The sequence below is a fragment of the Pseudarthrobacter sp. PvP090 genome (assembly GCF_040547365.1).
Taxonomy (GTDB): Bacteria; Actinomycetota; Actinomycetes; order Actinomycetales; family Micrococcaceae; genus Arthrobacter.
On the sequence record NZ_JBEPPO010000016.1, the window covers coordinates 61,939 to 86,286 of the forward strand.

Sequence of the window (24,348 nt, forward strand, 5' to 3'; positions counted from 1 at the left end):
CTGCCGCTAGGCCAGCTGCTTGGTGATCTCTGCGGCCCGGGCGGCGGCGGCCCGGGCGCCGTCGGCGATGATCGAGGGCAGGCCGCGCGCATCAAAGGTGGCGATGGCGCGTTCGGTGGTGCCGTTGGGGCTGGTGACGGCCTTGCGCAGCGCGGTCGGATCCGCGCCGGCCTCGGCCAACATCAGGCCGGCCCCGGCGACGGTTTCCCGGGCAATGAGCAGCGAGAGCTCACGGTCCAGTCCGAGTTCGACGCCGGCGTCGGCCATCGCTTCGGCCAGGTAGAACGCGTACGCGGGGCCGGAGCCGCTGATGGCGGACAGCGCGTCGACCTGGTCTTCGGGGATTTCGACGACGGTGCCCGCGGAGGCCAGGAGGTCCTTGGCGAGCTGGAGCTGCGCCGGGGAACAGTGAGTGCCCGGCGACACGGAAATGACGCCCCGGCCCAGCTGCGCAGGGGTGTTGGGCATGCTCCGGATCACGGGCTGGCCGGCCGGCAGGGCCGCTTCCAGCTGCTCCAGCGACACCGCGGCGGCGACGCTGATGACGATCGCGTCTGGCGCCAGCGAATCGCCGATCTCACGGGCCAGGTCCGCGATCCCCACGGGTTTGACGCCCAGGATCACGACGCCGGAGCCGGTGGCCGCCTGTTTGTTGTTCTCCGGCTCTTCGGCGCCGGCGATGGCCGTGATGCCGTGGTGCCGTTTGGCCAGCTGGTCGGCGCGTTCGGCGCGGCGGACCGTGGCGACGATGTCCGCCGGGTCGGTGCCGCCGGCGATCAGGCCGCCCATAATGGCCTCGTTCATTGATCCACAGCCCAGGAATGCGATTCGGTTGCTCATGCCCCCATCATTGCAGTCCGGCCCGATTCCCAGCCAGCTCCCATCTTCAGGTCAGCGTCTTCACAAACTCCGTGACTAACGTGGTGGTTACCTCATTGAGTGAGGGTGCGAGTGATGCGGCAGGCATGCGGATGTCTGCCCGGCACCGGTGGTCTGCAGCGGGTTTCCCCCATTTTCCCGCAGCGGACCGCCGGTGCCTTCGCCGTTAACGGGCAGCCGCACTCCGGCGGACCCGCATCAGTCCGGCTACTGCCCGGCAGCCCGCAGCCGGGCCTCCTGCAGCCGGGTTTCGAGGAATTTCCGGTCGGCCGCGTTTCCCGCCAGCTGCAGCGCAGCGTCGTACGCTGCGGCGGCCTCACCGTTGCGGCCCAGCCGGGCCAGGAAGTCTGCGCGGACGGCGTGGAACGGGGAGTAACCCTCCAGCCCGAGCGCGTCGATCAAGCGCAGGGCCGGGTCCGGGCCCTCCAGCTCGGCCAGTGCGACCGCCCGGTTGAGAGCCACAACCGGCCCGGGCGCAAGCTCGAGGAGCTGGTCGTAGAGCCGGAGGATCTGGCGCCAGTCCGTGGCGGCGGCGTCGGGCGCGTCGCTGTGGACCGCACTGATGGCGGCCTGGAGCTGGTACGGTCCCGGCCGGTTCCGCCGCAGGCACTGCCGCACCAGTTCCTGGCCCTCCGCGACCAGGGCCCGGTCCCACAGGCGGCGGTCCTGGTCCGGCAGGAGTACAGGGCCGCCGCCGGCTTCCCGCGCGGTGCGCCGTGATTCGGTCAGCAGCATCAGGGCCAGCAGCCCCTTCACTTCGGCTTCGTCCGGCATGAGCGTGGCCAGCAGGCGCCCCAGCCTGATCGCCTCCCGGCAGAGGTCCTCCCGGATGAAGGGACCGCCGGAGCTGGCGCTGTAGCCCTCGTTGAAGATGAGGTACACCACGGCGAGCACCGGTGGCAGACGCGCCGGAAGTTCCGCCCCGCGCGGCACGCGGTACGGGATCCTGGCGTCCCGGATTTTCGTCTTGGCCCGGACCAGGCGCTGGGCCATGGTGGTCTCCGGCACCAGGAAGGCGCGGGCGATTTCCGCCGTCGTGAGTCCACCCAGCAGCCGCAGCGTCAGTGCCACCTGTGCGTTGAGGGCGAGGGCCGGGTGGCAGCAGGCGAACATCAGCCGCAGCCTGTCGTCGTCCACCGTGCCCTCCTTTGAGAATTCAGTGATCACAAGTTCCTCGGGCGTCGGCACTGCCGGGGAGCGTGCCGCCTGCAGCTGCGCGGCCTGGAGCTGTTTGTCGCCGCGCCCGGCCTCCCGGCGCAGCCGGTCGGTCGCCCGGTTCCTGGCCGTGGTGATGATCCAGCCCGCGGGGCTGGGCGGCACACCGGTGGAGGGCCAGTGCCGGACGGCGAGGGTGAAGGCTTCCTGCACGGCGTCCTCGGCGGCATCGATGTCCCCGAGCATGCGGGTCAGGACGGCGACGGCACGGCCGTATTCCTCCCGGAAGATGCGGGCTATGTCCGCCGCCGACGCCGACGCCCCGGCGGGTTCCGGCGGCGGCGCTGGATCCGGCGGCGGTGCTGGATCCGGCGGCGGTGCGGACGCGGTTTCGCGGACCATTTCCGGGGCTGCCTAGTGCTGGACGGGCCGCACTTCGATGGGCAGGGTGGTGGCGCGGGCCAGTTTTTCAGCCCAGCCGAGGGCTTCGTCGAGGTCCGGCGCCTCGATGACGGTGAACCCGCCTATGTGCTCCTTGGCTTCGGCGAAAGGCCCGTCCGTGATGAGCACCCCGGTGCCCTGCTGCCGCACGACGGTGGCGGTCTCGGTCGGATGGAGACCGGCCCCGAACACCCAGGCGCCGGCGGCCTTCATTTCGCGGTTCAGGGCCTCGACGTCCCGCATGATCGGCTCCAGGAAGTCCGGGGCCGGGGCCGGGCCGACGGGCTGGTAAACGCTGAGCAGGTACTCTGCCATGGTGTTGTCCTCCTTGACGATTCGGCCGGTTCCATACCGGCCTCTCACCTACTAGACGAACGGCCGGTGTCCGGATCGACACCGCCCTGCCGGCAGTCTTGCCTCCGGCGAAGCCGTCACAGGGTGCCTGCCTACTGGGATTTCGTGGTGTCCGGCGCCTCTGCATCGGGTGACTGCGGCTTGGCGGGGTGGTCGGTCTGGGTCACGTGGGGTGCGGGGTCCAGCGGACCTTCGAAGACCAGCTGGTCCAGCCGGCGGAGAATCAGGCCTTCGCGGAGAGCCCAGGGACAGATCTCCATGCTCGGAAACTCAAACATTTCCAGGGCAGCTTCCGCCACCAGGGCCCCCGCCAGGAGCTGCGGGGCGCGTGCTTCGGAGACACCGGGAAGATTCAGCCGGTCCTCGACCTCCATCGCCGAGATGCGCTGCGCCCACAGGCCCAGGTCCGTGGCGAACAGTTCCCGCTTGACGTACGGGCCCGCGCCGCTGGGCGCGGCCCCCGCAATCCGGGCCAGTGAGCGGAAGGTCTTGGACGTGCCCGCGACGTGGTTTGCCTTGCCGAGTTTCGCGAAGTCGCGCACCACCGGCTTGAGCGTGGTCCGGATATAGCGGCGGAGTTCCTTCACGCTCTTGGCCGAGGGCGGGTCCTCCTGCAGCCAGTCCCGGGTGAGCCGGCTCGCTCCGAGCGGGACGGACGTCGCGAGTTCGGGGAGTTCATCCTCCCCGTAGGCCATCTCGAAGGAGCCGCCGCCGATGTCGAGGTTCAGGATGGGCCCGGCACCCCATCCGTACCAGCGGCGGACTGCGAAGAACGTCATTGAGGCTTCTTCGCTACCGGTCAGTTCCCGCAGCGTCACAGTGGTCTCATGCTTGACGCGGGCCAGCACGGCCGGGCCGTTGGTGGCCTCGCGGATGGCGGAGGTACAGAACGCCAGCAGGTCTTCGGCCTTGTGCTTGGCCGCGAATTCCCACGCTTCGAGGACGAATTCGATCAGCTCATGCTGGCCGGCGTCGTTGATGCTGCCGTCGCTCTCGAGGAACTGCACGAGGGAGAGCGGGCGCTTGTGCGAGGCGAACGGCACAGGGCGCGCACCGGGGTGGGCATCGACGAGCAGGAGGTGGACGGTGTTTGATCCAATATCGAGGACGCCAAGACGCATAGTGTCATTATTGCGCCCGGGAACGCGGCCCGCCTAACGGGCCGGCCGCGCCCCGACAGCCGGCCTAGGCCTGGCCGTCCTCGCCGGGGACGTCATCGGGCTCGTCGGCGGGCTTGAAGTCGCGGCGGATGTTCGCCACGCCTTCCGGATCGATTTCGAAGCCGAAAGCCGCGCCGGGGTTGATGACCATGCCGAGGTCGTCGCCAAGGTTGCCCAGGATCGCGGCGCCCTGGGTGCCGAGCACGTTGGGGGCGGCCTCCAGGTACTGCTCGGTGACGCGGTTCGGGTGGGAGAACACGGCCAGGACAGGCTTCCCGGCCGAGTTGGCCAGCACCAGCGGCTCAACCTGGGAATCGGCGCCTTCGAGCGCGTCGGAGCTGACGATGTAGACCTCGTTGTTGAGGAAAGCGAGGATGACGTCAACGGGGTTGGCGTCGGGCTCCTCTCCCCGGGCAAGCTTCTCTTCGAGGTCGTTCAGCGGCTGGAGGTCCAAGTGATCGGGCTGTTCAGTCATGTCTCTACTCGATCACGTTGCGCCCGGGTCCGCAAACGCCCGCAGCGCGCCGCAACGCGAGGTCGCCGGAAACCTGCGGGCCCCAGCGCGAAATCGCCGGAAGCGTGCGGGCTCGCGGGGAAACTTCCGGCGAACCCGCACGGTTCCGGCGACCTCGGTCGGGCGGCAGTGCTACTTTTTGGCGGCAGCCTTGCGGGCGGGGGCCTTGCGGGCCGTCGTCGTGCGCTTGACCGGGCCCTTGGCGCGCTTCTCCGCGAGGAGTTCGACGGCCTGTTCCCGGGTGAGCTCCTCCAGCGAGGTGGAGCGCGGCACGGTGATGTTGGTGACGCCGTCGGTGATGTACGGGCCGAAGCGGCCTTCCTTCACCACGATGTTCTTCTCCGAGACCGGGTCCGGGCCGAATTCGGCCAGCGGCGGGACAGCGGCGCGGGCGCCGCGCTGCTTCGGCTGGGAGTAGATCTCCAGGGCCTGTTCCAGCGTGATCGTGAAGATTTCCTCTTCCGAGCCGATGGACCGGGAGTCCGTGCCCTTCTTCAGGTACGGGCCGAAGCGGCCGTTCTGCACCGTGATCGGGTTGCCTTCGGCGTCCTGCCCGAGCACCCGGGGCAGGCTCATCAGCTGCAGGGCCTCGTCCAGGGTGATGCTGTCCACGCTCATCGAGGCGAAGAGCGACCCGGTGCGGGGCTTGGCCTTCACGGGTTTCTTCGGCGGTTTGGGCTTGCCGTTCTTGTAGTACTCGACCGGCTGGTTGGCGAGCTGTTCCTCGGTCATCTCCGGGATGACCTCGGTGACGTAGGCGCCGTAGCGGCCGTTCTTGGCGACGACGGTGTGCCCGGTGTGCGGGTCCGCGCCGAGAACCCGCTCCTCGGGGGCGGCGGTTTCCATCAGTTCGACCGCCTTGGCCGCGGTGAGCTCATCCGGGGCCAGGTCCTCGGGGACGTTGGCGCGGGCGGCCTCCACCACTTCGCCGGTCTTCGGATCGAGGGTGGGGACGGAGCTTTCCAGGTAGGGGCCGAACTTCCCGACCCGCAGCGTGATGCCCTCGGTGATCGGAATGGAGTTGATTTCGCGGGCGTCGATCTCGCCGAGGTTGTTGACGATGCTCAGCAGCCCGGGGTTGGAATCCTCGCCGAAGTAGAAGTGCTTGAGCCAGGCGGGCCCCTCGGCCTGGCCGTTGGCGATCTTGTCGAGGTCCGCTTCCATGTCGGCGGTGAACTCGTAGTCCACGTAGTCGTGGAAGTGCTGTTCGAGCAGCCGGATCACGGAGAATGCGATCCAGCTCGGGACCAGCGCGGAGCCCTGCTTCCGGACGTAGCCGCGGTCCTGGATGGTAGAGATGGTGGAGGCGTACGTCGACGGGCGGCCGATGCCCTTCTTCTCCAGCTCGGCGGTCAGCGACGCTTCGGTGTAGCGCGGCGGCGGGGACGTTTCGTGCCCGACGGCGGCAATCTCCGAGGCGGTGAGCGCGTCGTCCTTGGCGACGTTCGGGAGCCGGCGGGCCTCGTCGGAGTCGTCGTCGCCGCGGCTTTCGTCCTTGCCCTCTTCGTAGGCGGCGAGGAAGCCGGGGAAGGTAATGACGGTGCCGGAGGCCGAGAACTCGGCGTCGCGGCCGTCGGCAGCAACGGCGCCGAGGCGGATCGTCGCGGTGGAGCCCTTGGCGTCGGCCATCTGCGAGGCGACGGTGCGCTTCCAGATCAGCTCGTAGAGCCGGAACTCGTCGCCGGAGAGCTGCTTGGCCACCTGGGCCGGGGTGCGGAAGGAGTCACCGGCGGGGCGGATGGCCTCGTGGGCCTCCTGCGCGTTCGCGGCCTTGCCGCTGTAGACGCGCGGGGATGCGGGCACGTATTCCGGGCCGTACAGCTCGGAGGCCTGGCGCCGCGCGGCAGTGACGGCCTCGTTGCTCAGCGCGGAGGAGTCCGTACGCATATAGGTGATGTAGCCGTTTTCGTACAGACGCTGGGCCACTTGCATGGTGCTCTTGGAGGAGAAGCGCAGCTTGCGGCCGGCCTCCTGCTGCAGCGTCGAGGTGGTGAACGGCGCGGCCGGGCGGCGGGTGTACGGCTTGGTATCGACGGAGCGGACGCGGAAATCGGCGTCCTGAAGCCCGGCGGCGAGGGAGGTGGCGAGGTCCTCGTTGAGGTGCACGGCGTTGCGGGAGGTCAGTTCGCCGCTGTCGTTGAAATCGCGGCCGCTGGCGACCTTGGCGCCGTCGACCATCGCCAGTTTGGCCTTGAAGGAGCCGGACCCGGCGCCGAACTGGCCGGTCAGGTCCCAGTAGGAGGCCGACTTGAAGGCCATCCGCTCACGCTCGCGGTCCACCACCATGCGGGTCACGACGGACTGCACGCGGCCGGCGGAGAGACCGCGGGCCACCTTGCGCCACAGCACCGGGGAGATCTCGTAGCCGTAGAGGCGGTCCAGCACACGGCGGGTTTCCTGCGCGTCCACAAGGTCCTGGTCGACGTCGCGCAGGTTGTCCATGGCGCGGTGGATGGCTTCCTTGGTGATCTCACCGAAGGTCATCCGGTAGACCGGCACCTTGGGCTTGAGCACTTCCAGCAGGTGCCACGCGATGGCCTCGCCCTCGCGGTCCCCATCGGTTGCGAGATAAAGAGCGTCAGCGTCTTTGAGCTGGGCCTTGAGTTCGGCGACCTTTTTCTTCTTGTCCGGGGACACCACGTAGTACGGCTTGAAGTCGTTATCAACGTCGACGGCGAACTTGCCCACCGAGGTCTTCTTCAGCTCCGCGGGCAGTTCCGACGGCTGCGGGAGGTCGCGGATGTGACCAATGGAGGCCTCAACGATGAAGCCCTCGCCGAGGTACTTGGCGATGGTCTTGCTCTTGGCGGGAGACTCCACGATCACGAGTTTCTTGCCGGTTTTGGCCTTGCTTGGCACGGTGCTCCTACAGAAAAAGGTGGCTCGGGCAGATGCGCCCATACCCGCCTAGTTCACCATATTTTGCGGATTCCCGCGCATCCGGCCCCAAACGGAGGGTCCCCGGGCACGACTTCCGGACGTAATGAACCACCGCCGGGCAGGCCTTCGCCGGGCCCGGCCGGGGCGGCCCGCGCCCCTGTCAGGCGGGGCTTCCGGAGGGCTTCGCCGGAGGCTTTCCGCGGTCATCCGGGATCATCGACCACAGGGTCGCCATCCGCTCGGCCCCGTCGGGGACCTGGTCCGGATCCTCCAGCTCGTAGTCCCGCAGCAGCTCGAAGAGCCGGTTGTTCAGCTCCTCCCGCTGGTCCCGGGTCAGATAGAGCAGGTTGCTGGCCAGCACCACGGAGGAGGGCCCGTCCACGGCCTCGCCGCGCTGGCGCTGCTCGTCCCGGGTCTTGGCGTAGGCGTTGACGCGCCGGCGGTAGGCGTCCAGTTCAAGATCCAGCACGGCGAATTCGGGGCTCGCCACCCCGCCGCCCGAGTTGATGGTGAAGTCGGTGCCCGCGGCTTTCCAGCGGCGCTCCCGCGCGTCGCCGGCGGTGGCGGCCGGCACCACGATGCCCCACTTCTGCAGCGCGCGCAGGTGGTAGCTCATGGCGCTCGGCGTGAGGCCGGTCTGTGCGGCGAGTTCGGTGGCGGTCCGGCTCACCTGGGTTGAATACAGTTCGGAAATGACTTCCAGCCGGGCAGCGTGGGCCAGTGCCCGGATCGCTTTTGGGTCAGTGATCTCCACTTTCTTCTCCGGGCGCTGCCGGCGTTTGGGTGCCGGAGGGACCGGTGACTCCGCCATCGGGATTTCTGCATTCACACCACCAGTCTACCGAGCCTCGCCAAACTATGAAAGAAATGCTTGACACCAAAATGTACCGGAGAGTAGCTTGCTATTTATGAAACAGGCACTTCATACGGCGCCGGACGCTCCGCCCGCGCAGCCCCTCTGGCGCAACCGGGACTTCGTCCTGGCCAGCAGTGCCCGCTTCATCGCCACGGCCGGCATGGGCGCCGTCATCATCAGCGTCATGCTGCACCTCCAGAACCTCGCCGCCGCCGGCCAGACGGCCATCGCCGGACCCTGGCTCGTGGCGGCCTATCTGCTCTGCTCGGCGCTCCCCCTGGTGCTGCTGGCGCCGTGGGCGGGCCGGCTGGCCGACACCCGGGATTCCAGGACGCTGGCGACGGCGTCCTCCGTGGTCAGTGCCGCCGCGGTCGCCGGGATGGGGCTGGGCATGCAGTATCTGGACAACTATTTACCGGTGCTGTTCGCCATGACGTTGCTCCTCGACACCGCCCAGGCGGTGGCCGGGCCGACCTGGCAGGCCCTGCTGCCCCGGATCGTGGGCGAGGAACGGACCCCGCGGGCGCTGGGCACCATGCAGGCCACCATCATGATCGCCAGCATGGTTGGACCGGCGGCCGGAGGACTGCTCAGCGGCTGGGGCGGATCCGGCTTGGTGTTTGCGGTGGCCAGCGGCTGCTACCTGGCGATGGGCGTGGCCGCCATGCTGATCCGGACCCGCCGTGGCACGGCCGCCGAGCGGGTCGGCAAGGAGCCTCCGGCCCTGCTGGACGGGCTGCGCCTGATCCGGCGTGACGGCCTGGTCTGGGCACTGGTCCTCGGCGCGCTGTTCTTCATCACCGTCGGCGAGGCGACCAACGTCCTTGAGGTGTTCCTGGCCCGCGACGAGCTCGGCGCCACCGAGACGCAGTACGGGCTGCTGGCCGCGTCGTTCGGCCTCGGGATGGCGTCCGGGGCGGGGCTGGCCAGCCGGATCTCGACCCACCCCACCCGGCTGCGCGTTTTGCTGGTCTCGATGGCCCTGACCTCGGCTTTCCTGGGGATCATGTCCCTGGTGCCGAACATGGAACTGTTGTTCGTGGCCTATACCGCCATGGGGGCCAGCTGCGGGGTGCTGAACGCGTGCTTCGGCGCGATTGCGATCATGCGGATCCCCGAAAGCGGCCGCGGCCAGGCCATGGCGATCATCGGCGGCATGACCCGGGCCGTGTCCATCGGGGCGCTCGCGCTGGGCGGGCTGCTCGGCGCCCTGCTCCCGATCCGGGTGAGCTTCTTGGTCGCCGGGGTGGGTGGGGTCTTGGCGGCCCTGGCCGTCACCGCGTATGTCCTGCCCCGCTATGGCCGCGAGGGCACGGCCGGCCCCGCGCTCCCCGCCGCCGCGCTTCCAGCGGCCGCGTTTCCAGCCGCCGCGGGGTCAGCCGCGGGGGCCGCAGCTGCGGCCGCGCTGGGCGGACCCGCCGCGTCAGGCGGGCAGCAGGAAACCGTCGCGGACCAGGTTCCCGACCTCGGTGAGGAGGCCGGCGCGGAAGGTCCCGGCGTCCCAGTCCTCGCCGCCGCCCAGGAGCGCTTCGAGGGCGCCGATGATCTGCCCGACGGACAGGTCGCCGTCGCACGCTGAGACAAAGCCGGCCAGTTCGGTGCTGAGCAGGTTGGTGCGGCGCAGTCCGGCACCTTGGCGCAGCAGGATGACGCCGGGGTGCTCGGCTCCGGGGCGCTGGTGCCGTTCCTCGGTGACGTCCTCGGCCACGAGCAGGTGCGCCGCCGCCAGGTCGTGGACGGCCAGCCAGTCGGCGCGTTCCACGGCGGCCCCCAGGTGCGGGCCGACGGGCTGCTCGATCGGATAGGTGATCTCCTCGAAGCGCCTCAGCACCGGAGCGGAGCCCGCGGCGGGCCGCCGCAGCCAGATCATCCCGAAGCCGATGGCCTCGACGTTGCGGGAGGCGAAGTCGTCGAGGTACGCGGCGTACGAGTCCTGGTAGAGCCGCCGGTCGCGGGCCTCGGAGGCGTCCTGCAGCCAGGTCTCGGCGTACTGTTCCGGGCTGACCTGCTCGCGCTGGATGAACCAGACGTCCGCGTCCGGACCGGCCCACCCCTGCGGCCGTTCGTCCCAGGCGGCGCCCGCCGGGATCTCCCAGTTGCCCAGGAGCTGGGCTGTCCCGCCGGGGGTGAGAACCGCAGGGAGAGCCCGGACCAGCGCGGCGACAATGTCATCGCCCGGCAGGCCGCCGTCGCGGTAGGTGAACTGGTCCGCGGCGGCCTCCCCGAGGCTGCGCGGCGTGATCACGAACGGCGGGTTGGAGACCACCAGTTCAAACTCCTCGCCCGCCACCGGATCGAGCAGGGATCCCCGGCGCAGGCTCACGCGGGCTTCCAGGTCGGAGGGGTCCAGGTGCAGCTGGCCGGCGTTGAGGAGCAGGTTGAAGCGGGTGAACGCGAGGGCGCGGTCGGAGATGTCCGTGGCGGTGACGTGCTCGGCGTGGTGGAGCAGGTGGAAGGTCTGGATGCCGCAGCCGGTGCCAAGGTCCAGTGCCCTGGCCACGTGCCGGCGGGCGGTGACCTGCACCAGCGTGGTGGAGGCCTGCCCGATCCCGAGGACGTGGTCGTGGCGCAGCACCCCGGGCCGCTGGTGGGCGGCGAGGTCGCTGGCCACCCAGAGCTCCGCGCCGCCGCTGCTGGCAGTGTTTTCCCTCTGGGTGTTTTCCCCCTGGCTGTCTTCCCCCTGGGCGCCTTCCCCCTGGCCGGTTTCCCCGGCGGTTCCGTCCCAGCCGTAGGGCCGCAGGTCCACCTTGGCCTGGACCAGGCCGTCGGCGGACGGCTCCACGAGGCCCAGTTCCAGCAGGCCTGCCGTGCGGATGCCGGGCAGGGCGGCGTCGAGGGTGGCGGCGGGCTGCGGTTCGGCCAGCAGCCAGAAGCGGACGACGGCGGCGAGCGCCGCCGTCGTCGGCTCCCCGTGGCCGGCCTCCTCGGTAACGATCAGCGCGGGCACCAGCTGGTCCCGGCTCAGGGCGCTGTGCGCGGCGGCGCCGAGCAGTTCGGCGACGCCGTCAACGGTGTAGCGGATGCCGCGCAGGTCCGCGGCCAGGGCGTCGAGCAGGCCGGGGAGGTCGCTGCGCGGGGCGTCGGGGGTGTTGCCGGCCGTGAAATGCGTGGAGGGAGTCACCGGACAAGTTTAGTCCCGGCCCGGGGCTAGAGGTGCCTCGCGGCGTAGCTCCGGAGGGCGTCGCGGACGAAGGCTGCCCCGGCTTCGCCGCCGTAGTTCGCGGCGAACCGCGGATCGGCAACGTACACCTCACCGAGCCCCGTGACGTAGCCCTTCACGTCGCCGCCGGCGGCGGAGGCCGCGGCCGGCGTGCCGGGGATTCCGGTGAGCCATTCGACCTGCCGCCGGGCCAGCTCCTGAGCCTCGGTGCTGTCCGCCGCGACGCCGGACGCCGCAGCCGCGGTCCAGTCGCTGCCGAGCTGCCGGGAACGCTGCTTCCAGGCCTCCTTCTCGGCCGGACCCATCCCGCGCCACCAGGAGTCTCCCTGCGCGTAGGCGTCCTTGCCCCAGCGTTCCTCTACCTCGTCCTTGTACTGGATGTGGTCGAAGCCGTCGAACATGTTCTCCGCCATGATCAGTCCTCCTTCTCGCAGTGCTTCGATCGTCCGCCGGACCGAGGCAACCTGCCGTGCCAGCCGGTCCTGTTCCTGCCGGAGCCAGTCCAGATGCCGGCTCAGGGCTTTGACGGCATCGGGCTCGTGACCGAGGACGTCGGCGATGGCCGGGAGCCCCAGCCCGAGGTCCCGCAGGAGCAGGATGCGCTGCAGCCGCACGAGGGACGCCTGGTCGTAGAAACGGTAGCCGTTGTCGCCGGTCCGGATGGGTTTGAGCAGTCCGACGGCGTCGTAGTGGCGCAGCGTCCGGCTCGTGGTCCCGGCGATCCTGGCGATTTGTTGCACGGACCACTCCACGCCGCTGCTCCTTCCGCCCCGGAACCGGCCGCGTCCGGGCCGGTAACCCGATGCTAGAGCTTGACGCTACGTCAAGGTCAAGATCCGTACCTGGCCGGCCAGCCGGCTTTCCGGCCGCATGGGCTTCGTGTCGCGCGCCTAGCTGCAGCCGCCGGGGTCCGTCCTGTGCAGCCGCCGAGCGGGACCGGATGACGGCGGCGGTCGTGGAGGCAGCCAAGGGCTGGGATGAGGCCCTTTGGGGACGTGGCGCACACGACGACCACAGCCCCTCATGCCCATCCTTACTACAACGAGGCGTACAGCCTGCCGGTGGAGGTCCGCCAGCCGCGCTGGTCGAAGAGGGCCGAGTTGCCCATTACAGGGTCCGAAATGTCCCGGTTCTTCCAGGCGAAACGCTCCACGTAGGGCATGGCGCGCATACCCGCGACCGTGCCCCGCATAAAGTCCTCGGTCTGGGCCCGGCTGTACCGGCTCGGTTTCGTGGCAGTGGCCTCCCAGTCAGCGACGGCGTACTCGGTCACCCATATGGGCTTGCCGTACAGGTCATACAGCGTTTTGACCTTGCCCAGGAAGCTGTCCACGTTCGGCCAGCCGTAGCAGTGCATGGTCATGAAATCCACGCGCAGGCCCCTGAGCTTAGCCTTGGCCATGAAGTCCTTCAGCCACGGGCTGGTGACGTACGCAACCTAAAGGTTGGCAAGGCGAAGCCTCCGCATGTCGACGGCCCGTCGAAAGAAGTGTGAATCCCCAGTCTTGGGAAGCGGCTGAGGCTTCCCGTGTGCAAAAAGCCTACTGGGTTGGTTTATCCGGCCGCCCCTAATTTGCGCAGTTTTCCCACAGCTGTGAGCAAGGCTTGGTCACGGGCAGCTTGGGCACTGCACGCTGGAGATCAGGGCCGTCGCGGTCGGCAGCCGGGGAGACGGCTTCCGACCGTGGCGGCGGTAAGTTGGAGGCATGCTCTTCCATTTCCCCGGCTTTCAGCGCGCCCGGCCTGTGGCACCTGTCGCGCGGCCCGTCCGGCACGCGGTCCGGCCCGTCGGGCGCGGCAACTTTGCTGCCAAGCGCGCCGCGCGCGGCCTCGCGGCGGGCGCCGCCGTCGTCCTGGCCGCAACAGCGTGCTCCCCGGCCGGTTCCATCGAGTCGGCCGATGTGCCGGCGTGGAAGGCGACGGCGCTTCCCCGGGCCGCCGGCGTTGTGCTCGAGGACGCGGGAAAAATCCTCAACCGGGATCCGCTGGTCAAAAGCGCACCCGGGATCAGGGCGGGCGCTTACGTCCTGACCATCACCTGCGACGGCGGCGGCAAGGCCTTCTTCGACGTCTCCCTCGACGGCGAGAGGCTGGCTGAGCCCGGGGCGGCCTGCAACGGCAGCCGGGAGACGGCACGCATCAAAGTCCCCGCGGCAGGCACGCTTCAGATCAGCACGTCCAGCGTGGACGCTCCGCTCATTTACGCCTACCACCTGGTACCTGCGGCATAGCAGCGCGGCCGACGCGGGCTAGGCCGGGGTGGTTTGCGCCGGCGGACCCGGCGGTTAGGCTCGGTGCATGGCTGCTACTGGGGGTACGCACTGGACCGTCCGGGCGGCACTGTTGCTGGCGGCCGGCGCTGTTGCCGCTGCACTGGCCGGGTGTGAAGTCGCCGACGACGTTGGCCTTTCACCATCCGGGGCGGCGGCGTCCGCCCGGTCATTTCCGGACCCGCAGCCGTCGCCTGCCCGGGACCCGGAACTCGTTGCCGCCGAAACCCGCAATCTGCTGGAGCTGGAGACCGTCCTCGATGGGTCACCGGAGGGCCTTTGGTTCGGCGGATCGGGCGGGCTCGGCGACACCAGCAGCGGAGGTCTCTCAGCCTCGGGCATCGTCACTCAGGCCGGCCAGTACAAGGTCACTGCGGCGTGCGTCGGGGCACCGGACGCGCACCTGTCCGTCATCCAGGGCGCCCGTCAGGGCGGCACGCTCTTGGAGCGCAACTTCGACTGCGGCGATGTGGCGGAAGCGCTGGTCGATCTGGTGCCCGGGACCGTGTCGGCTCACCTCATCCGTTACGGCGGCAGCCGCGGAACCGGCGCCGTGGCAGGCGTCCGGATCAGCGTCAGCGAGCCGGGACAGTAGGCACTCGCGCAGCGCTGCTATAGCCTGCCGTTAGGCTCTGGCGCCCGGGCACGGGCGGCGTTAAAGTCAGGACATGCACACTGTCCCGGTATCGAGCGGGGCCCGGACTCGCACCGCACGCGCCGTGGGAATTTCATTGACGCTGGCCATGGCGCTGGCCGGCTGCGCCTACGAATACGACGACGATTTCGCCAGCGGGACGCCGTCCGCATCCGCCCCGCCGTTCACCGATGCGGCCCTGCCGCGGGACCCCTCGACGCGGTTGCCCGTCTCCGGGGCTGAGCTGGACGCGTGGCTGGCGCAGGTGCTCCCCGCCACCGAGGGCGAAGTGGTCCACACCGGCTACGGCACGTTGGCGGCTGAGGAGGTACGGACGGAAACCACCGCACCAGTCCCCAGTGGCAGCAGCTATTCGTTGACCCTCGCCTGCCGGAGCCCGCAGCGGGTCTCATTTAGCATCGGCCACGGGGACCTGGATCTGGTGGACCTGAACCTGCGCTGCGGAACGTCACGCGTGAGTGTGGTGTACCTGCCCGAAGGCGCCGTGCTCAACATCGAAGTGGAAGCCAACGCTGGGGCCAACTTCGCCTACCGGGTGAGCCGCATCTGAGGTCCTTCGCCGGTCCGGGAGCATCCGGCGGGCCCCGGGCCGGGCCTCAGACCGCGCAGCCGTCCGGGCAGCGGAGGGTCTCCGGGCTGGCGGCGCAGTCCGAGCAGTAGAGCGTGAGCGTCCGGCAGGACGCGTTGGAGCAGTTCTCGAACCTGCTCGTCGGCGCCGCGCAGCGGACGCATTCGCCGAGGGTTTTCGCGTCCCCGCTGAATTCCAGGTGCATGCGCTTGTCGAACACGTAGAGGGAGCCCTCCCAGAGGCCCTGGTCCTTGAAGGTTTCGCCGTAGCGGACGATCCCGCCGTCGAGCTGGTAGACCTCCTTGAAGCCGCGGTTCACCATCAGACTCGAGAGCACTTCGCAGCGGATGCCGCCGGTGCAGTACGTGACCACCGGTTTGTCCTTGAGCGCGTCGTACTTGCCGGAGTCGAGTTCCTTGATGAAGTCGTGGGTGGTGGCCACATCCGGGACGATCGCGTCCTTGAATTTGCCGATCTGGGCCTCGAAGCCGTTGCGGCCATCGAAGAACACAACCTCCTGGCCGGCCTCCTTCCGCGCCTCCACGAGCTGGTGCAGTTCCTCGGGCAAAAGGCGCGTGCCGCCGCCGACCACGCCGCCGGCGTCGACTGCGAGCTCTCCGGGGGCACCGAAGGACACAATCTCGTCGCGGACCTTGACGCTCAGCCGCGGGAAGTCTGCGGCGCCGCCGTCGGACCACTTCACGTCGATACCGTGGAAGCCCTTGTATTCGCGGGTGGTCTTCACGTACTGCTTGACCGCGTTCAGCTCGCCGCCGATGGTCGCGTTGATGCCGTCCTTGGAGATGATGATGCGGCCGGTCAGGCCGAGTTTCTCGCAGAGCGCACGCTGCCAGAGCCGGACGGCGTCCGGGTCCGGGAGCGGGGTGAAGGAGTAAAAGAGCACAATTCTGTTCAAAGCCACCTTTTAAGGGTACTGGGTGGACCGAAAGCCGCGGCCGCCGGTACCGGCGGGCCGGTCCGGTCACAATTACGTAAGCAAGACCTGTTCCCGGACCCGGCCCCTGTTGCTTGTGGCGGGGCTGGAATACGCTCATCTCATGAGTCTTGAGGCCATGGTTGAAGACACCACTCATCTGCTGGAAATCTGGGTCACCGGCTGGGCCGGCTGCCGAGGATATGAGACACGCAGGGAGGGCCGGTTCCCGGCGGCTTTCAGGGCGGACACCACCCACGAATGGGAATACTTCGCCCACGATCCCTCCGACGCGGAGTTCGCGGCGCTGGCCGCTGCCACCGCGGAGGTACCCGCCCGGATCCTCACGGTCCTCACGAATGACGTTGCGAGGTACCACTTCCTGGCCCAGCAGCAAGGGCTCAACGTCACGTCCGCCTCGCAGACGATGATGATCGTGGATATGGAGACCCAGGACGCCGAGGATCCCTGGCTTCCGGATGATGATCTCAGGTGGGTTCCGTCAAAGATCGACGGTGTCCACCATGCCGTGGTTTATGCCGGGGACGAGGTGGCGGCAAGCGGCCGTATGTTCGTGGTGGGCCACACCGCAATCTTCGACAAGATCGTCACCGAGCCCGGGTACCAGCGCCGGGGCCTGGGCAGCTTCATCATGCGCGCCCTCGCCGCCCAGACTTTCGAGCACGACGTCGAGACCGGGCTGTTGCTCGCTTCACTCGACGGGCAGAAGCTCTACTCGCACCTCGGCTGGACCACGGTCAGCCACGTGCTGATGCTTTCCGCCTCGGACGAGGGCTCGGACCTGTCCGTGGGCTGAGGCCCTCGGCTGGCGGGTCGCGTGCCCCGGACGATTTGAGGCCGGGTGAAAGAATGTACGAGTGAACCCACATGAGTCCCTGATTCCGTTGCTGGGCCGCGGCCCGGACCCGGAACAGCTCCGCCATGTGCGCACCATTCCCGCCCGGCAGGCCGTGCACGCGCCTTGGCCCGAGTGGACCCACCCCGACCTTGTGAACGCCTACGGTTCGCTGGGCATCCACGAGCCCTACCGGCACCAGATCCAGGCCGCCGACCTCGCCCACGACGGCGAGCATGTGGTGATCGCCACCGGCACCGCCTCCGGAAAATCGCTGGCCTACCAGCTGCCGGCGTTGGACGCGATCCACCGCTCCGAACTGCGGGTCCTCGCCGATCCCGGCAAGATCCACGACGACGGCGCCGTCACCCTGTATCTCTCGCCCACCAAAGCCCTGGCTGCCGACCAGCTGTCCGCGATCCGGGCCCTGAAACTCCCCACCGTCCGGGCCGAGACCTACGACGGCGACACCGACCCCGCGTCCCGCCGCTGGATCCGGGACCACGCGAACTTCATCCTGGCCAACCCGGACATGCTGCACTTCGGGATCCTCCCCAACCACGCCTGGTGGGCACGGTTCTTCCGCCGGCTGCGCTACGTGGTCGTGGACGAGGCCCACAGCTACCGCGGCGTTTTTGGATCCCACGTGGCCAACCTGATGCGCCGGCTGCGCCGCATCTGCGCCTACTACAGCCCGGACGGGTCCGGGCCGGTGTTCATCGCCGCCTCCGCCACGGCGTCCGAGCCCGGCACCTCCTTCGGCCGGCTCATCGGCGCTCCGGTCCGGGCCGTGGCCGAGGACTCCTCGCCCCACGGCTCCACCACCGTGGCCTTCTGGGAGCCCGCCCTGAGCGAACTCCGGGGGGAAAACGGCGCCAAGGAGCGGAGAACGGCCGTCGCGGAAACCGCGGACCTGCTGGCCAATCTGGTCTCGGCGCGGGTGCGGACCATTGCGTTCATCAAGTCCCGGCGCGGCGCCGAAACCATTGCCTCCATCACCAAGCGCCTCCTCGACGAAGTGGACCCCAGCCTGCCGCAACGGGTCGCGGCGTACCGCTCCGGCTACCTTCCGGAGGAGCGCCGGGCGCTGGAGAAGTCGCTGCGCTCCGGCGAGCTGCTCGGGGTCTCCAGCACCTCGGCCCTGGAACTGGGAATCGACATTTCCGGCCTCGACGCCGTGCTCGTGGCCGGCTGGCCGGGAACCCGCGCGTCGTTGTTCCAGCAGATCGGCCGGGCCGGCCGGGCCGGCCAGGACGCCCTCGCCGCCTTCGTCGCGAGCGATGACCCGCTGGACACCTACCTGGTGAACCACCCCGAGGCGATTTTCGACGTCTCGGTGGAGGCCACCGTCTTTGATCCCTCCAATCCCTACGTGCTGGGTCCCCACCTGTGTGCCGCCGCCGCCGAACTGCCGCTGGGGTACGCCGAGCTGGACCTGTTCGGTGCCACGTCCGAGAAGTTGCTGGACCAGCTGGTGGCCCGGGGATATCTGCGCCGGCGCCCCGCGGGGTGGTTCTGGACCCACCCGCAAAGCGCCGCGGCCATGGTGAACCTGAGGGCCGACGGTGGCGGCCCGGTGAGCATCGTGGACGCCGACACGGGATCCCTGCTCGGGACCATGGATTCCCCGCAGACGCATTACCAGGCCCATACGGGTGCGATCTACGTCCACCAGGGCGAGAGCTACGTGGTGGAGGACCTGAACGAGGACGATCACTGCGTGGTGGTGCGCCGGGCGAACCCGGACTATTACACCACCGCGCGGGACGTGACCCAGATCGAGGTGCTCGAAACGCAGCGCACCACGCAGTGGGGCGATGTGGCCGTGCATTTCGGCGATGTGAAGGTCACGACGCAGGTGGTCTCCTTCCAGCGCAAGGCGCTGATTTCCAATGAGATCCTCGGTGAGGAGCCGCTGCAGCTTGGTGCCCGGGACCTGTTCACCAAGGCGGTGTGGTTCGTGATGGACAACCGCTCGCTGACCGGTGCGGGGCTGATCGAGGCGCAGTTCCCGGGTGCCCTGCACGCCGCGGAGCACGCGGCCATCGGCCTCCTGCCCCTGGTGGCCTCCAGCGACCGCTGGGACATTGGCGGGGTGTCCACGGCCATCCACGCCGACACGGGGGTGCCGACCATCTTTGTGTACGACGGCCACCCCGGCGGGGCAGGCTTCGCCGAGCGCGGCTACGACAAGGCCCGCGTCTGGCTGGCCGCCACCCGCGACGCAATTAAGGCCTGCGAATGCGAGTCCGGCTGCCCGTCCTGTGTGCAGTCGCCCAAGTGCGGCAACAAGAACAATCCCCTCGACAAGGACGCCGCCGTGACCCTCATCGACGTGCTGCTCAAGGACGCGACCGACCAGATGCGCACCGGGCAGCCGGACCACGCCGCGGTCCCGCTGCAGGCGTAGCCGCGGCCCCAGGTGCCCGGTCACGGCGGCGGCCCGGCCCTGGCCAAACCGGTGGCCGCGCCCAGGGGCGTGCGGACGGCGAGTTCAGTCCGGACCTGGACCGCGTACCCGGCCCCTTCCGCGCAGCTGAGGACGCTGGCGCCGTTCCGGTGTGCCACATCCATGGCGACGGCGCAGGGGACTCCCGGGGCGATTCCCCGGGCAACATCCGCGGCGGCGAGGGCAGCAAGGTCTGCGGCGGCCGCCGCCCGGGACGCCATCGCGGCCGACTGGGCCAGCAGCGCGATCAGGACAGCGGCGAGCACGACGAGCAGCCCCAACCCCAGCACCAGGACGGTGCCGGCCCCGCGCTCCCCGGGTTCCCCGACCGGAGGTGTGCTGCGGCGCTCCGGCGGGCTCATGCGGCCACACTTTGCAGCTGGTGGCGCCAGGCCGGGGGGACCCGGGCCGCGGCCGAAGGTCCGGACGTTTCGCCTCTGGTCCAGGCGCGGGCCGTGAGAGTCCAGGGAAGGAGCGAGCCAACGGCACCTGGGACCTTCCCGGACACCGTGACGCTGAGCCATCCGCCGTCGGACGCCACTGCCGACGCCGCTGAGCCACCGGCGAGCCGGCGGACGATCACGTCCACGGCGGCAGCGTCCTCGCCCCGGGCCAGGGCCCGTGCACCGGCCCGGGCCGCCTCCTCCAGCCGCAGCTGGGTGACTCCCGCCGCTGAACCGGCCAGCAGCAGGGCGAGCAGGAGCAGGACGGCGGGCAGCGCCACCGCGAACTCGGCGGTGACGGCGCCGCGGCTCGTGTCGCCGCCGGCTGCCTGCCGCCACCGGGGGCGTCCGGCGGCTGGCGGGGACGACGCTTTGCCTATGCCTCCTCCGGCCGGCCATTCGCAGCTCATGGCAAGGCGAGCGCCGTACGGATGAGGTTCAACAGAAAACCCCGGACTTCGTCGCTGCGCATAATGAACACGAGGATGCCGGCAAACCCCACAGCGGCGAGTGTGGCAATGGCGTACTCGGCCGTCGCCATCCCCGTCTCGGAGCCAAACAGCCTTCCCAGCCATCGGAGTCGTCTCGACTTTCGACTCTTGAACGGGGCGGCGGCACTGGCTCCTGGATAGATTTCATGGATCTCAGCGCTCTCCGGTTGGGGATGGACTTTCAGCGCCCTGCGGGTTCCGGCCGTCGCAATGGGATGGAGTGACATGGTGTGTTCCTTTCGTTGGGTTCCGGCGGGAGTGCCGGCTGTTCTTAGACTCTTCCGGCTGGGCGGGCGACGCGTAAGGCGCCGATCCGGCCAAGTGGAAAACCCCGACGCGGGCTGTGGAGGAATGCCGCTCCCGCCATCGCCTTCCACCACCGGGGTCAGCCCGGCAGCATTGCCAGCAGGACCGGGACGACGCCCAGGCAGATGAAGGACGGCAGCGAACACAGGCCGAGCGGTACAACGAGCTTCACGCCCAGTGCTGCGGCCTGCTTTTCCGCGGTCCGGAACCGCTCGCGCCGCAGGCGTGCCGCCTGGGCGTAGAGGATGGCGGAGGACGGGGCACCGGTCAGTGCGGCAAATCCCAGCGCATCGTGCACGGCAAGGACTCCCGGCGCACGGACGTCGGAGCTGCGCCAGGCGGTGTCCCAATCGGCGCCGACGGCGAGGGCAGCGACGACCGGGCGCAGCGGACCGCGGATTTCGGGCGCGGCCAGCTCGGCTACGAGCGCCAGGGCACGGCCGAGTCCCGCCCCCGCATCGAGCATCGAGCCGATCAGTTCCAGCAGCATGGCCGCATCACCGAGCCCGGGCCCGCCTGCTGCCCCGGCCGTGTCAGGGATTGTTGTTGAGCGGCGTGAGTGTCCGGTGTCCGGGGCGGGCTGCGTCTGGCGCCGGAGTCTCCGCCTGGCCGGGCCACGGTCCGAAAACGCGGTCACGGCCGCGGCTGCCAGGACGGCCAGCAGCGCAAGACCCGCGGCGTCCGGTGTCATGGCGGAGGCCCCTCTGCCGTCCGGACGAGCCGCGACGACCAGATCCGGCCGGCCGCGGTGAGGGCGAGGCCCGCCGCGAGCGCCGCGACACCCAGCGGGGTTCCCAGCAGGACCTCGACAGGATCCACGCCCAGCAGCACCCCCAGGCCCAGACCCAGGAACGGAAGCCACGTCAGCAGCCGAACGGTCGCACGGGGTCCCGCCAGCGCCGTCTGCCGGGCGGCGTCGGCGTCGTCCTCGGCCTCCAGCTGGGCGGCGAAACGCGTCAACACGTCCGCCAGCGGGCAGCCGCTGGCCTCGGCCACGTCAAAACACGCTGCGAGCTGAAACCAGACCCGGCGCGCACGGACGCCCTCGCCTGCGCCACTCCCCCGGGCCTTTCCGGAGCCCGCTCCCCCGGACCCGGCCGCGGCGGAGCGGATGGCCGCTCCGACCGGGGAACCGCGCACCGCGGCGGCACGGGCTGCGGCAAGCATCCGCGCGGATCCCGGGGCGAGCACCAGGCTCCGGCCCGGAACGTCTTCCCCGGAGACGGGCGCGGCCGGATCAACGCCGTACAGGAGCCACAGTTCATCCCACAACCGCGCGGGAGTCCGGCCGCCCTTCAACAACGCCGCCATCTGTTGGACCAGCAGGGTCATCGATGCCGCCGGGGCGCCCCGGCGCCCCCATCGGGCCGCTTCGCGCGGAGGTGCGGGAGAGCCTGCGGCGAAGTTGCCCCGAGCGCCGGCCAACGCCGCGCGGATCCGGCGGCGTGGGGCTCCCGGCGGGGAAAGTGCCAGGAAGATGGCCAGGGCGAGCACTCCAATGAGCAGCGCAGTCATGCCTCCTCCACCGGGGACGGGTCAATTCCGAGGCGGGCCGCCAACCGCGGCCACGCCGGCCCACCGCGGACGACGCCGGCGCTAATGTCCAGCGCGGAGCCGACCACCAAGCCCGCCGGCGTGTCTTCGAGCACTCCGATACAGGCCACGGTCCGCCCGTTGTTCATCCGTTCCACGTGGACCACTGCGTCGAGGGCGCTGGCCGCCTGCAGCCGGACGGCGTCCTGCCCCATCCCGGCCAGGGCACCCAGCGCGGTTAGCCGTGCCGGCACGTCGGCCGCGGTGTTGGCGTGGATGGTTCCGCCGCCCCCGCTGTGGCCGGTGTTCATGGCAGCCAGCAGTTCACGCACTTCGGCGCCCCGGCACTCCCCCACGACCAGCCGGTCCGGCCGCATCCGCAGGGACTGCCGCACGAGTTCGCCCAGGTCCACCGCGCCGCCGCCTTCGAGGTTGCCGTGCCGCGCCTCCAGCGAGACGACGTGCGGGTGGACCGGGTTCAGTTCCGAGGCGTCCTCAATCAGGACCAGGCGCTCGCCGGGCGAACACAGGCCGAGGAGCGTGGCCAGGAGTGTTGTTTTCCCCGACCCGGTGGCGCCGCTGATCAAAAAACTCAGCCGCCGTTCCACCATCCGCTCCAGCACGGTCTGCGCCAAAGCCCCGAACATTCCGTTCCGCCGCAACTCGTCCATCGAGAACACCCGTTCACGCCGGATCCTGATGCTCAGGAGTGTCCCCGATGTGGAAATCGGCGGCAGGACGGCATGGACCCGGAACCCGCCGTCGAGCCTGACGTCGACGCAGGGTGAACCGTCGTCCAGACGCCGCCCGCCTGCCGACACGAGCCGGGCCGCCAGTGCCCGGACCTGCTGCTCGCCGGTGAACGCGACCGGCGCCCTTTCGAGTCCGCCGCCGCGGTCCAGCCAGACCGAGCCCGGTCCGTTGACGAAGATGTCGGTCACGGCCTGGTCCCGGACCAGGACCTGCAGGGGCCCGAGGCCGTTCAGTTCCGCGCTGATCCCCTCGACCGCGGCCAGGGCGCCGGCGGTGCCCAGCAGGCGTCCGCTCGCCTGGACGGCTGCCGCCACGCGAGAGGGCGTCACCGGCCCGGCGTCGGTCATTACGGATTCGCGGACGGACTCCAGCAGCCTCGCGTCAACGGACGCACGGGCCGGCGTCCGGTAGCGCAGGCCTCCCGTCGTGGCGCCGGCGTCCGGGGGGCCCGGCGCCGAGTGGGCGCTCATCCGTTGCCTCCGGCGCCAAAGTCAAGGACCAGGCGGGCGAACCGCCGGACGTTGCGCTGCCGTCCGGTGTCCAGCAGACGCCCGAGCTCTGTGGCGGCCGCGGCGCGCCTGACGTCCGGCATGATCCCGGCCAGGGGCAACCCTACGGCCTCGGCGATCAGCTCTGCGTCCAACGCGGCCCCGGGTTTGCCGCGCACCACCAGCACCGTCTCCACCGCAGGCAGGTCCTGCAGGAGCCGGGCCGTGGCCACGGCTGCCCGGAGCAGCGCGGGCGCAACGACGATCACCCGGTCGCAGTCCCAGGCGAAGGTCCGCAACGCGTCCCATCCGCGGCCAATGTCCACCACGACGAGCTCGAAGCCGCGCCGGGCGGCGTCCAGTACACCGGCCACGGCCGCATGGTCCACTCCGCTGTGGCGCTCCTTGGTCCCGGGCCAGGAGAGGAACGGGAAGCCGCCAGCCACGGGCAGGGAATCGGCGAGCTGGCGGGGATCGATGGTGCCGCTGGCATCCCCCAGGTCCGGCCAGCGGAGGCCGGGCGTTTCCTCGGCGGCGAGCGCCAGTTCCAGGCCCCCGCCCCACGGGTCGCCGTCCACGAGCAGGACACGCACTCCCTCCCGGGCGGCAGCATGCGCCAGCCAGACGGCTGCCGTGCTGGCCCCGGCGCCGCCGCAACCCCCGACAATCCCGAGGACGAGTCCGCCGGTTTCAGGAGCGCGGGAGCGGCTGAGGTACTCGGCGAGCCAGGACGCGGCCTCGGGCAGCACTGCGACGCGTTCGGCGCCCATGGCAGCGGCCAGATGCCACAAGCTGTCTCCGTCGCCGGTGAGGCCCACGAGAACGGCCGGCGAACGTCCCCGCGGCGGCAGCTCGCGGATGTCACTGCCGAGCAGCACCCCCGCGGCAGAGTCCCAGAAGGGCGCCGCTTCCCGCAGGTCCGCCACCGTGCGCAGCTGGCCGCCGGACGCCGCCACGATGCGTTCCACTTCACCGCGCAGCACGTCGGATCCTGTCACGAGCAGCGTCTCCGCTGATTCGACCGGCACCCACGGCGCCGCGCCGGCCCCGGTGCCTGCCCCGGCCCCGGCCCCGGGACCAAGACTGGACGCTGCTAGCTGGTGCCTGCTCATGCGGCCACTCTTCCCGTCCCCGGAACCGGCCATAACCCGCACCGGCCGCTATGTGGACAAGCCCTGGTCAGGCCAGGTGAACGGGGCACTC

At 70.0% G+C, this 24,348-nt stretch carries 23 protein-coding genes and 1 pseudogene; 6 read left to right on the forward strand and 18 right to left on the reverse strand.

All coding sequences use genetic code 11. The features are described 5' to 3' along the window. Positions 1–6 precede the first annotated feature (6 nt). The 7 genes from proC to ABIC21_RS17480 form a co-directional block, all read right to left on the reverse strand. Positions 7–840 (reverse strand): pyrroline-5-carboxylate reductase, encoded by an 834-nt coding sequence (gene proC, locus ABIC21_RS17450; RefSeq protein WP_354351643.1) that lies wholly within the window; start codon positions 838–840, stop codon positions 7–9. A gap of 246 nt (positions 841–1,086) precedes the next feature. Further along, positions 1,087–2,436: an RNA polymerase sigma factor gene (locus tag ABIC21_RS17455; RefSeq protein ID WP_354351644.1), complete on the reverse strand. Its 1,350-nt coding sequence runs from the start codon at positions 2,434–2,436 to the stop codon at positions 1,087–1,089. 12 nt (positions 2,437–2,448) lie between these two features. Further along, the gene (locus ABIC21_RS17460; protein WP_354351645.1) at positions 2,449–2,790 is read right to left on the reverse strand and encodes a YciI family protein; all 342 of its coding nucleotides are present in this window, start codon (positions 2,788–2,790) and stop codon (positions 2,449–2,451) included. Between the two features lie 131 nt (positions 2,791–2,921). Continuing rightward, positions 2,922–3,950, reverse strand: a complete 1,029-nt coding sequence (locus ABIC21_RS17465) for a Ppx/GppA phosphatase family protein (protein ID WP_354351646.1) — start codon at positions 3,948–3,950, stop codon at positions 2,922–2,924. A gap of 64 nt (positions 3,951–4,014) precedes the next feature. Next, positions 4,015–4,464 (reverse strand): SseB family protein, encoded by a 450-nt coding sequence (locus ABIC21_RS17470; protein ID WP_354351647.1) that lies wholly within the window; start codon positions 4,462–4,464, stop codon positions 4,015–4,017. A gap of 171 nt (positions 4,465–4,635) precedes the next feature. After that, positions 4,636–7,362: a type I DNA topoisomerase gene (gene topA, locus ABIC21_RS17475; protein ID WP_354351648.1), complete on the reverse strand. Its 2,727-nt coding sequence runs from the start codon at positions 7,360–7,362 to the stop codon at positions 4,636–4,638. A gap of 181 nt (positions 7,363–7,543) precedes the next feature. Then, complete coding sequence (locus tag ABIC21_RS17480) at positions 7,544–8,212, reverse strand: ArsR/SmtB family transcription factor (RefSeq protein WP_502936021.1); 669 nt, start codon at positions 8,210–8,212, stop codon at positions 7,544–7,546. A 187-nt stretch (positions 8,213–8,399) separates the two neighbouring features. Between ABIC21_RS17480 and ABIC21_RS17485 the strand changes: the two are divergent. Continuing rightward, positions 8,400–9,551, forward strand: a pseudogene (locus ABIC21_RS17485) (MFS transporter); the annotation flags it as partial. Positions 9,552–9,662: 111 nt separating this feature from the next. On the opposite strand, the gene ABIC21_RS17490 reads toward ABIC21_RS17485, so the two are convergent. The 3 genes from ABIC21_RS17490 to ABIC21_RS17500 all read right to left on the reverse strand — a co-directional run bounded on the left by ABIC21_RS17490 (position 9,663) and on the right by ABIC21_RS17500 (position 12,813). Then, positions 9,663–11,360 (reverse strand): DUF7059 domain-containing protein, encoded by a 1,698-nt coding sequence (locus ABIC21_RS17490; protein ID WP_354351649.1) that lies wholly within the window; start codon positions 11,358–11,360, stop codon positions 9,663–9,665. Between the two features lie 26 nt (positions 11,361–11,386). After that, positions 11,387–12,151 (reverse strand): MerR family transcriptional regulator, encoded by a 765-nt coding sequence (locus ABIC21_RS17495; RefSeq protein WP_354351650.1) that lies wholly within the window; start codon positions 12,149–12,151, stop codon positions 11,387–11,389. A gap of 284 nt (positions 12,152–12,435) precedes the next feature. After that, the gene (locus tag ABIC21_RS17500) at positions 12,436–12,813 is read right to left on the reverse strand and encodes a glycosyl hydrolase (protein ID WP_354351683.1); all 378 of its coding nucleotides are present in this window, start codon (positions 12,811–12,813) and stop codon (positions 12,436–12,438) included. A gap of 292 nt (positions 12,814–13,105) precedes the next feature. Here ABIC21_RS17500 and ABIC21_RS17505 point away from each other — a divergent pair, with 292 nt between their 5' ends. The 3 genes from ABIC21_RS17505 to ABIC21_RS17515 all read left to right on the forward strand — a co-directional run bounded on the left by ABIC21_RS17505 (position 13,106) and on the right by ABIC21_RS17515 (position 14,874). Further along, positions 13,106–13,630, forward strand: coding sequence for a DUF6023 family protein (locus ABIC21_RS17505; protein WP_354351651.1), 525 nt, complete (start codon positions 13,106–13,108; stop codon positions 13,628–13,630). A gap of 67 nt (positions 13,631–13,697) precedes the next feature. Continuing rightward, positions 13,698–14,264 (forward strand): hypothetical protein, encoded by a 567-nt coding sequence (locus ABIC21_RS17510; RefSeq protein ID WP_354351652.1) that lies wholly within the window; start codon positions 13,698–13,700, stop codon positions 14,262–14,264. Positions 14,265–14,337: 73 nt separating this feature from the next. After that, a complete protein-coding gene (locus ABIC21_RS17515; RefSeq protein WP_354351653.1) occupies positions 14,338–14,874 on the forward strand; it encodes a DUF6023 family protein in 537 nt (178 codons plus the stop codon). 46 nt (positions 14,875–14,920) lie between these two features. Here the strand turns inward: ABIC21_RS17515 and trhO are convergent, their stop codons facing one another. After that, positions 14,921–15,814, reverse strand: a complete 894-nt coding sequence (gene trhO / locus ABIC21_RS17520) for an oxygen-dependent tRNA uridine(34) hydroxylase TrhO (protein WP_354351654.1) — start codon at positions 15,812–15,814, stop codon at positions 14,921–14,923. A gap of 136 nt (positions 15,815–15,950) precedes the next feature. On the opposite strand from trhO, the gene ABIC21_RS17525 reads away from it, so the two are divergent. Continuing rightward, on the forward strand, positions 15,951–16,643 hold the full coding sequence (locus ABIC21_RS17525; RefSeq protein ID WP_354351655.1) for a GNAT family N-acetyltransferase: 693 nt from the start codon (positions 15,951–15,953) through the stop codon (positions 16,641–16,643). A 61-nt stretch (positions 16,644–16,704) separates the two neighbouring features. Beyond that, on the forward strand, positions 16,705–19,092 hold the full coding sequence (locus ABIC21_RS17530; RefSeq protein ID WP_354351656.1) for a DEAD/DEAH box helicase: 2,388 nt from the start codon (positions 16,705–16,707) through the stop codon (positions 19,090–19,092). Positions 19,093–19,112: 20 nt separating this feature from the next. Here ABIC21_RS17530 and ABIC21_RS17535 read toward each other — a convergent pair whose 3' ends face one another. From ABIC21_RS17535 to ssd, 7 genes are all read right to left on the reverse strand, one after another. Beyond that, positions 19,113–19,493 (reverse strand): Rv3654c family TadE-like protein, encoded by a 381-nt coding sequence (locus ABIC21_RS17535; protein WP_354351657.1) that lies wholly within the window; start codon positions 19,491–19,493, stop codon positions 19,113–19,115. After that, positions 19,490–19,984: a TadE family type IV pilus minor pilin gene (locus ABIC21_RS17540; RefSeq protein ID WP_354351658.1), complete on the reverse strand. Its 495-nt coding sequence runs from the start codon at positions 19,982–19,984 to the stop codon at positions 19,490–19,492. The genes ABIC21_RS17535 and ABIC21_RS17540 overlap by 4 nt, the downstream gene beginning before the upstream one ends. Beyond that, positions 19,981–20,292 (reverse strand): DUF4244 domain-containing protein, encoded by a 312-nt coding sequence (locus tag ABIC21_RS17545; RefSeq protein WP_354351659.1) that lies wholly within the window; start codon positions 20,290–20,292, stop codon positions 19,981–19,983. The genes ABIC21_RS17540 and ABIC21_RS17545 overlap by 4 nt, the downstream gene beginning before the upstream one ends. Positions 20,293–20,450: 158 nt before the next feature. After that, positions 20,451–21,062 (reverse strand): type II secretion system F family protein, encoded by a 612-nt coding sequence (locus ABIC21_RS17550; protein WP_354351660.1) that lies wholly within the window; start codon positions 21,060–21,062, stop codon positions 20,451–20,453. Continuing rightward, positions 21,059–21,886: a hypothetical protein gene (locus ABIC21_RS17555; RefSeq protein WP_354351661.1), complete on the reverse strand. Its 828-nt coding sequence runs from the start codon at positions 21,884–21,886 to the stop codon at positions 21,059–21,061. The genes ABIC21_RS17550 and ABIC21_RS17555 overlap by 4 nt, the downstream gene beginning before the upstream one ends. Continuing rightward, positions 21,883–23,127: a TadA family conjugal transfer-associated ATPase gene (locus ABIC21_RS17560; protein WP_354351662.1), complete on the reverse strand. Its 1,245-nt coding sequence runs from the start codon at positions 23,125–23,127 to the stop codon at positions 21,883–21,885. The genes ABIC21_RS17555 and ABIC21_RS17560 overlap by 4 nt, the downstream gene beginning before the upstream one ends. Further along, positions 23,124–24,257 (reverse strand): septum site-determining protein Ssd, encoded by a 1,134-nt coding sequence (ssd, locus tag ABIC21_RS17565; protein WP_354351663.1) that lies wholly within the window; start codon positions 24,255–24,257, stop codon positions 23,124–23,126. The genes ABIC21_RS17560 and ssd overlap by 4 nt, the downstream gene beginning before the upstream one ends. Positions 24,258–24,348 lie beyond the last annotated feature (91 nt).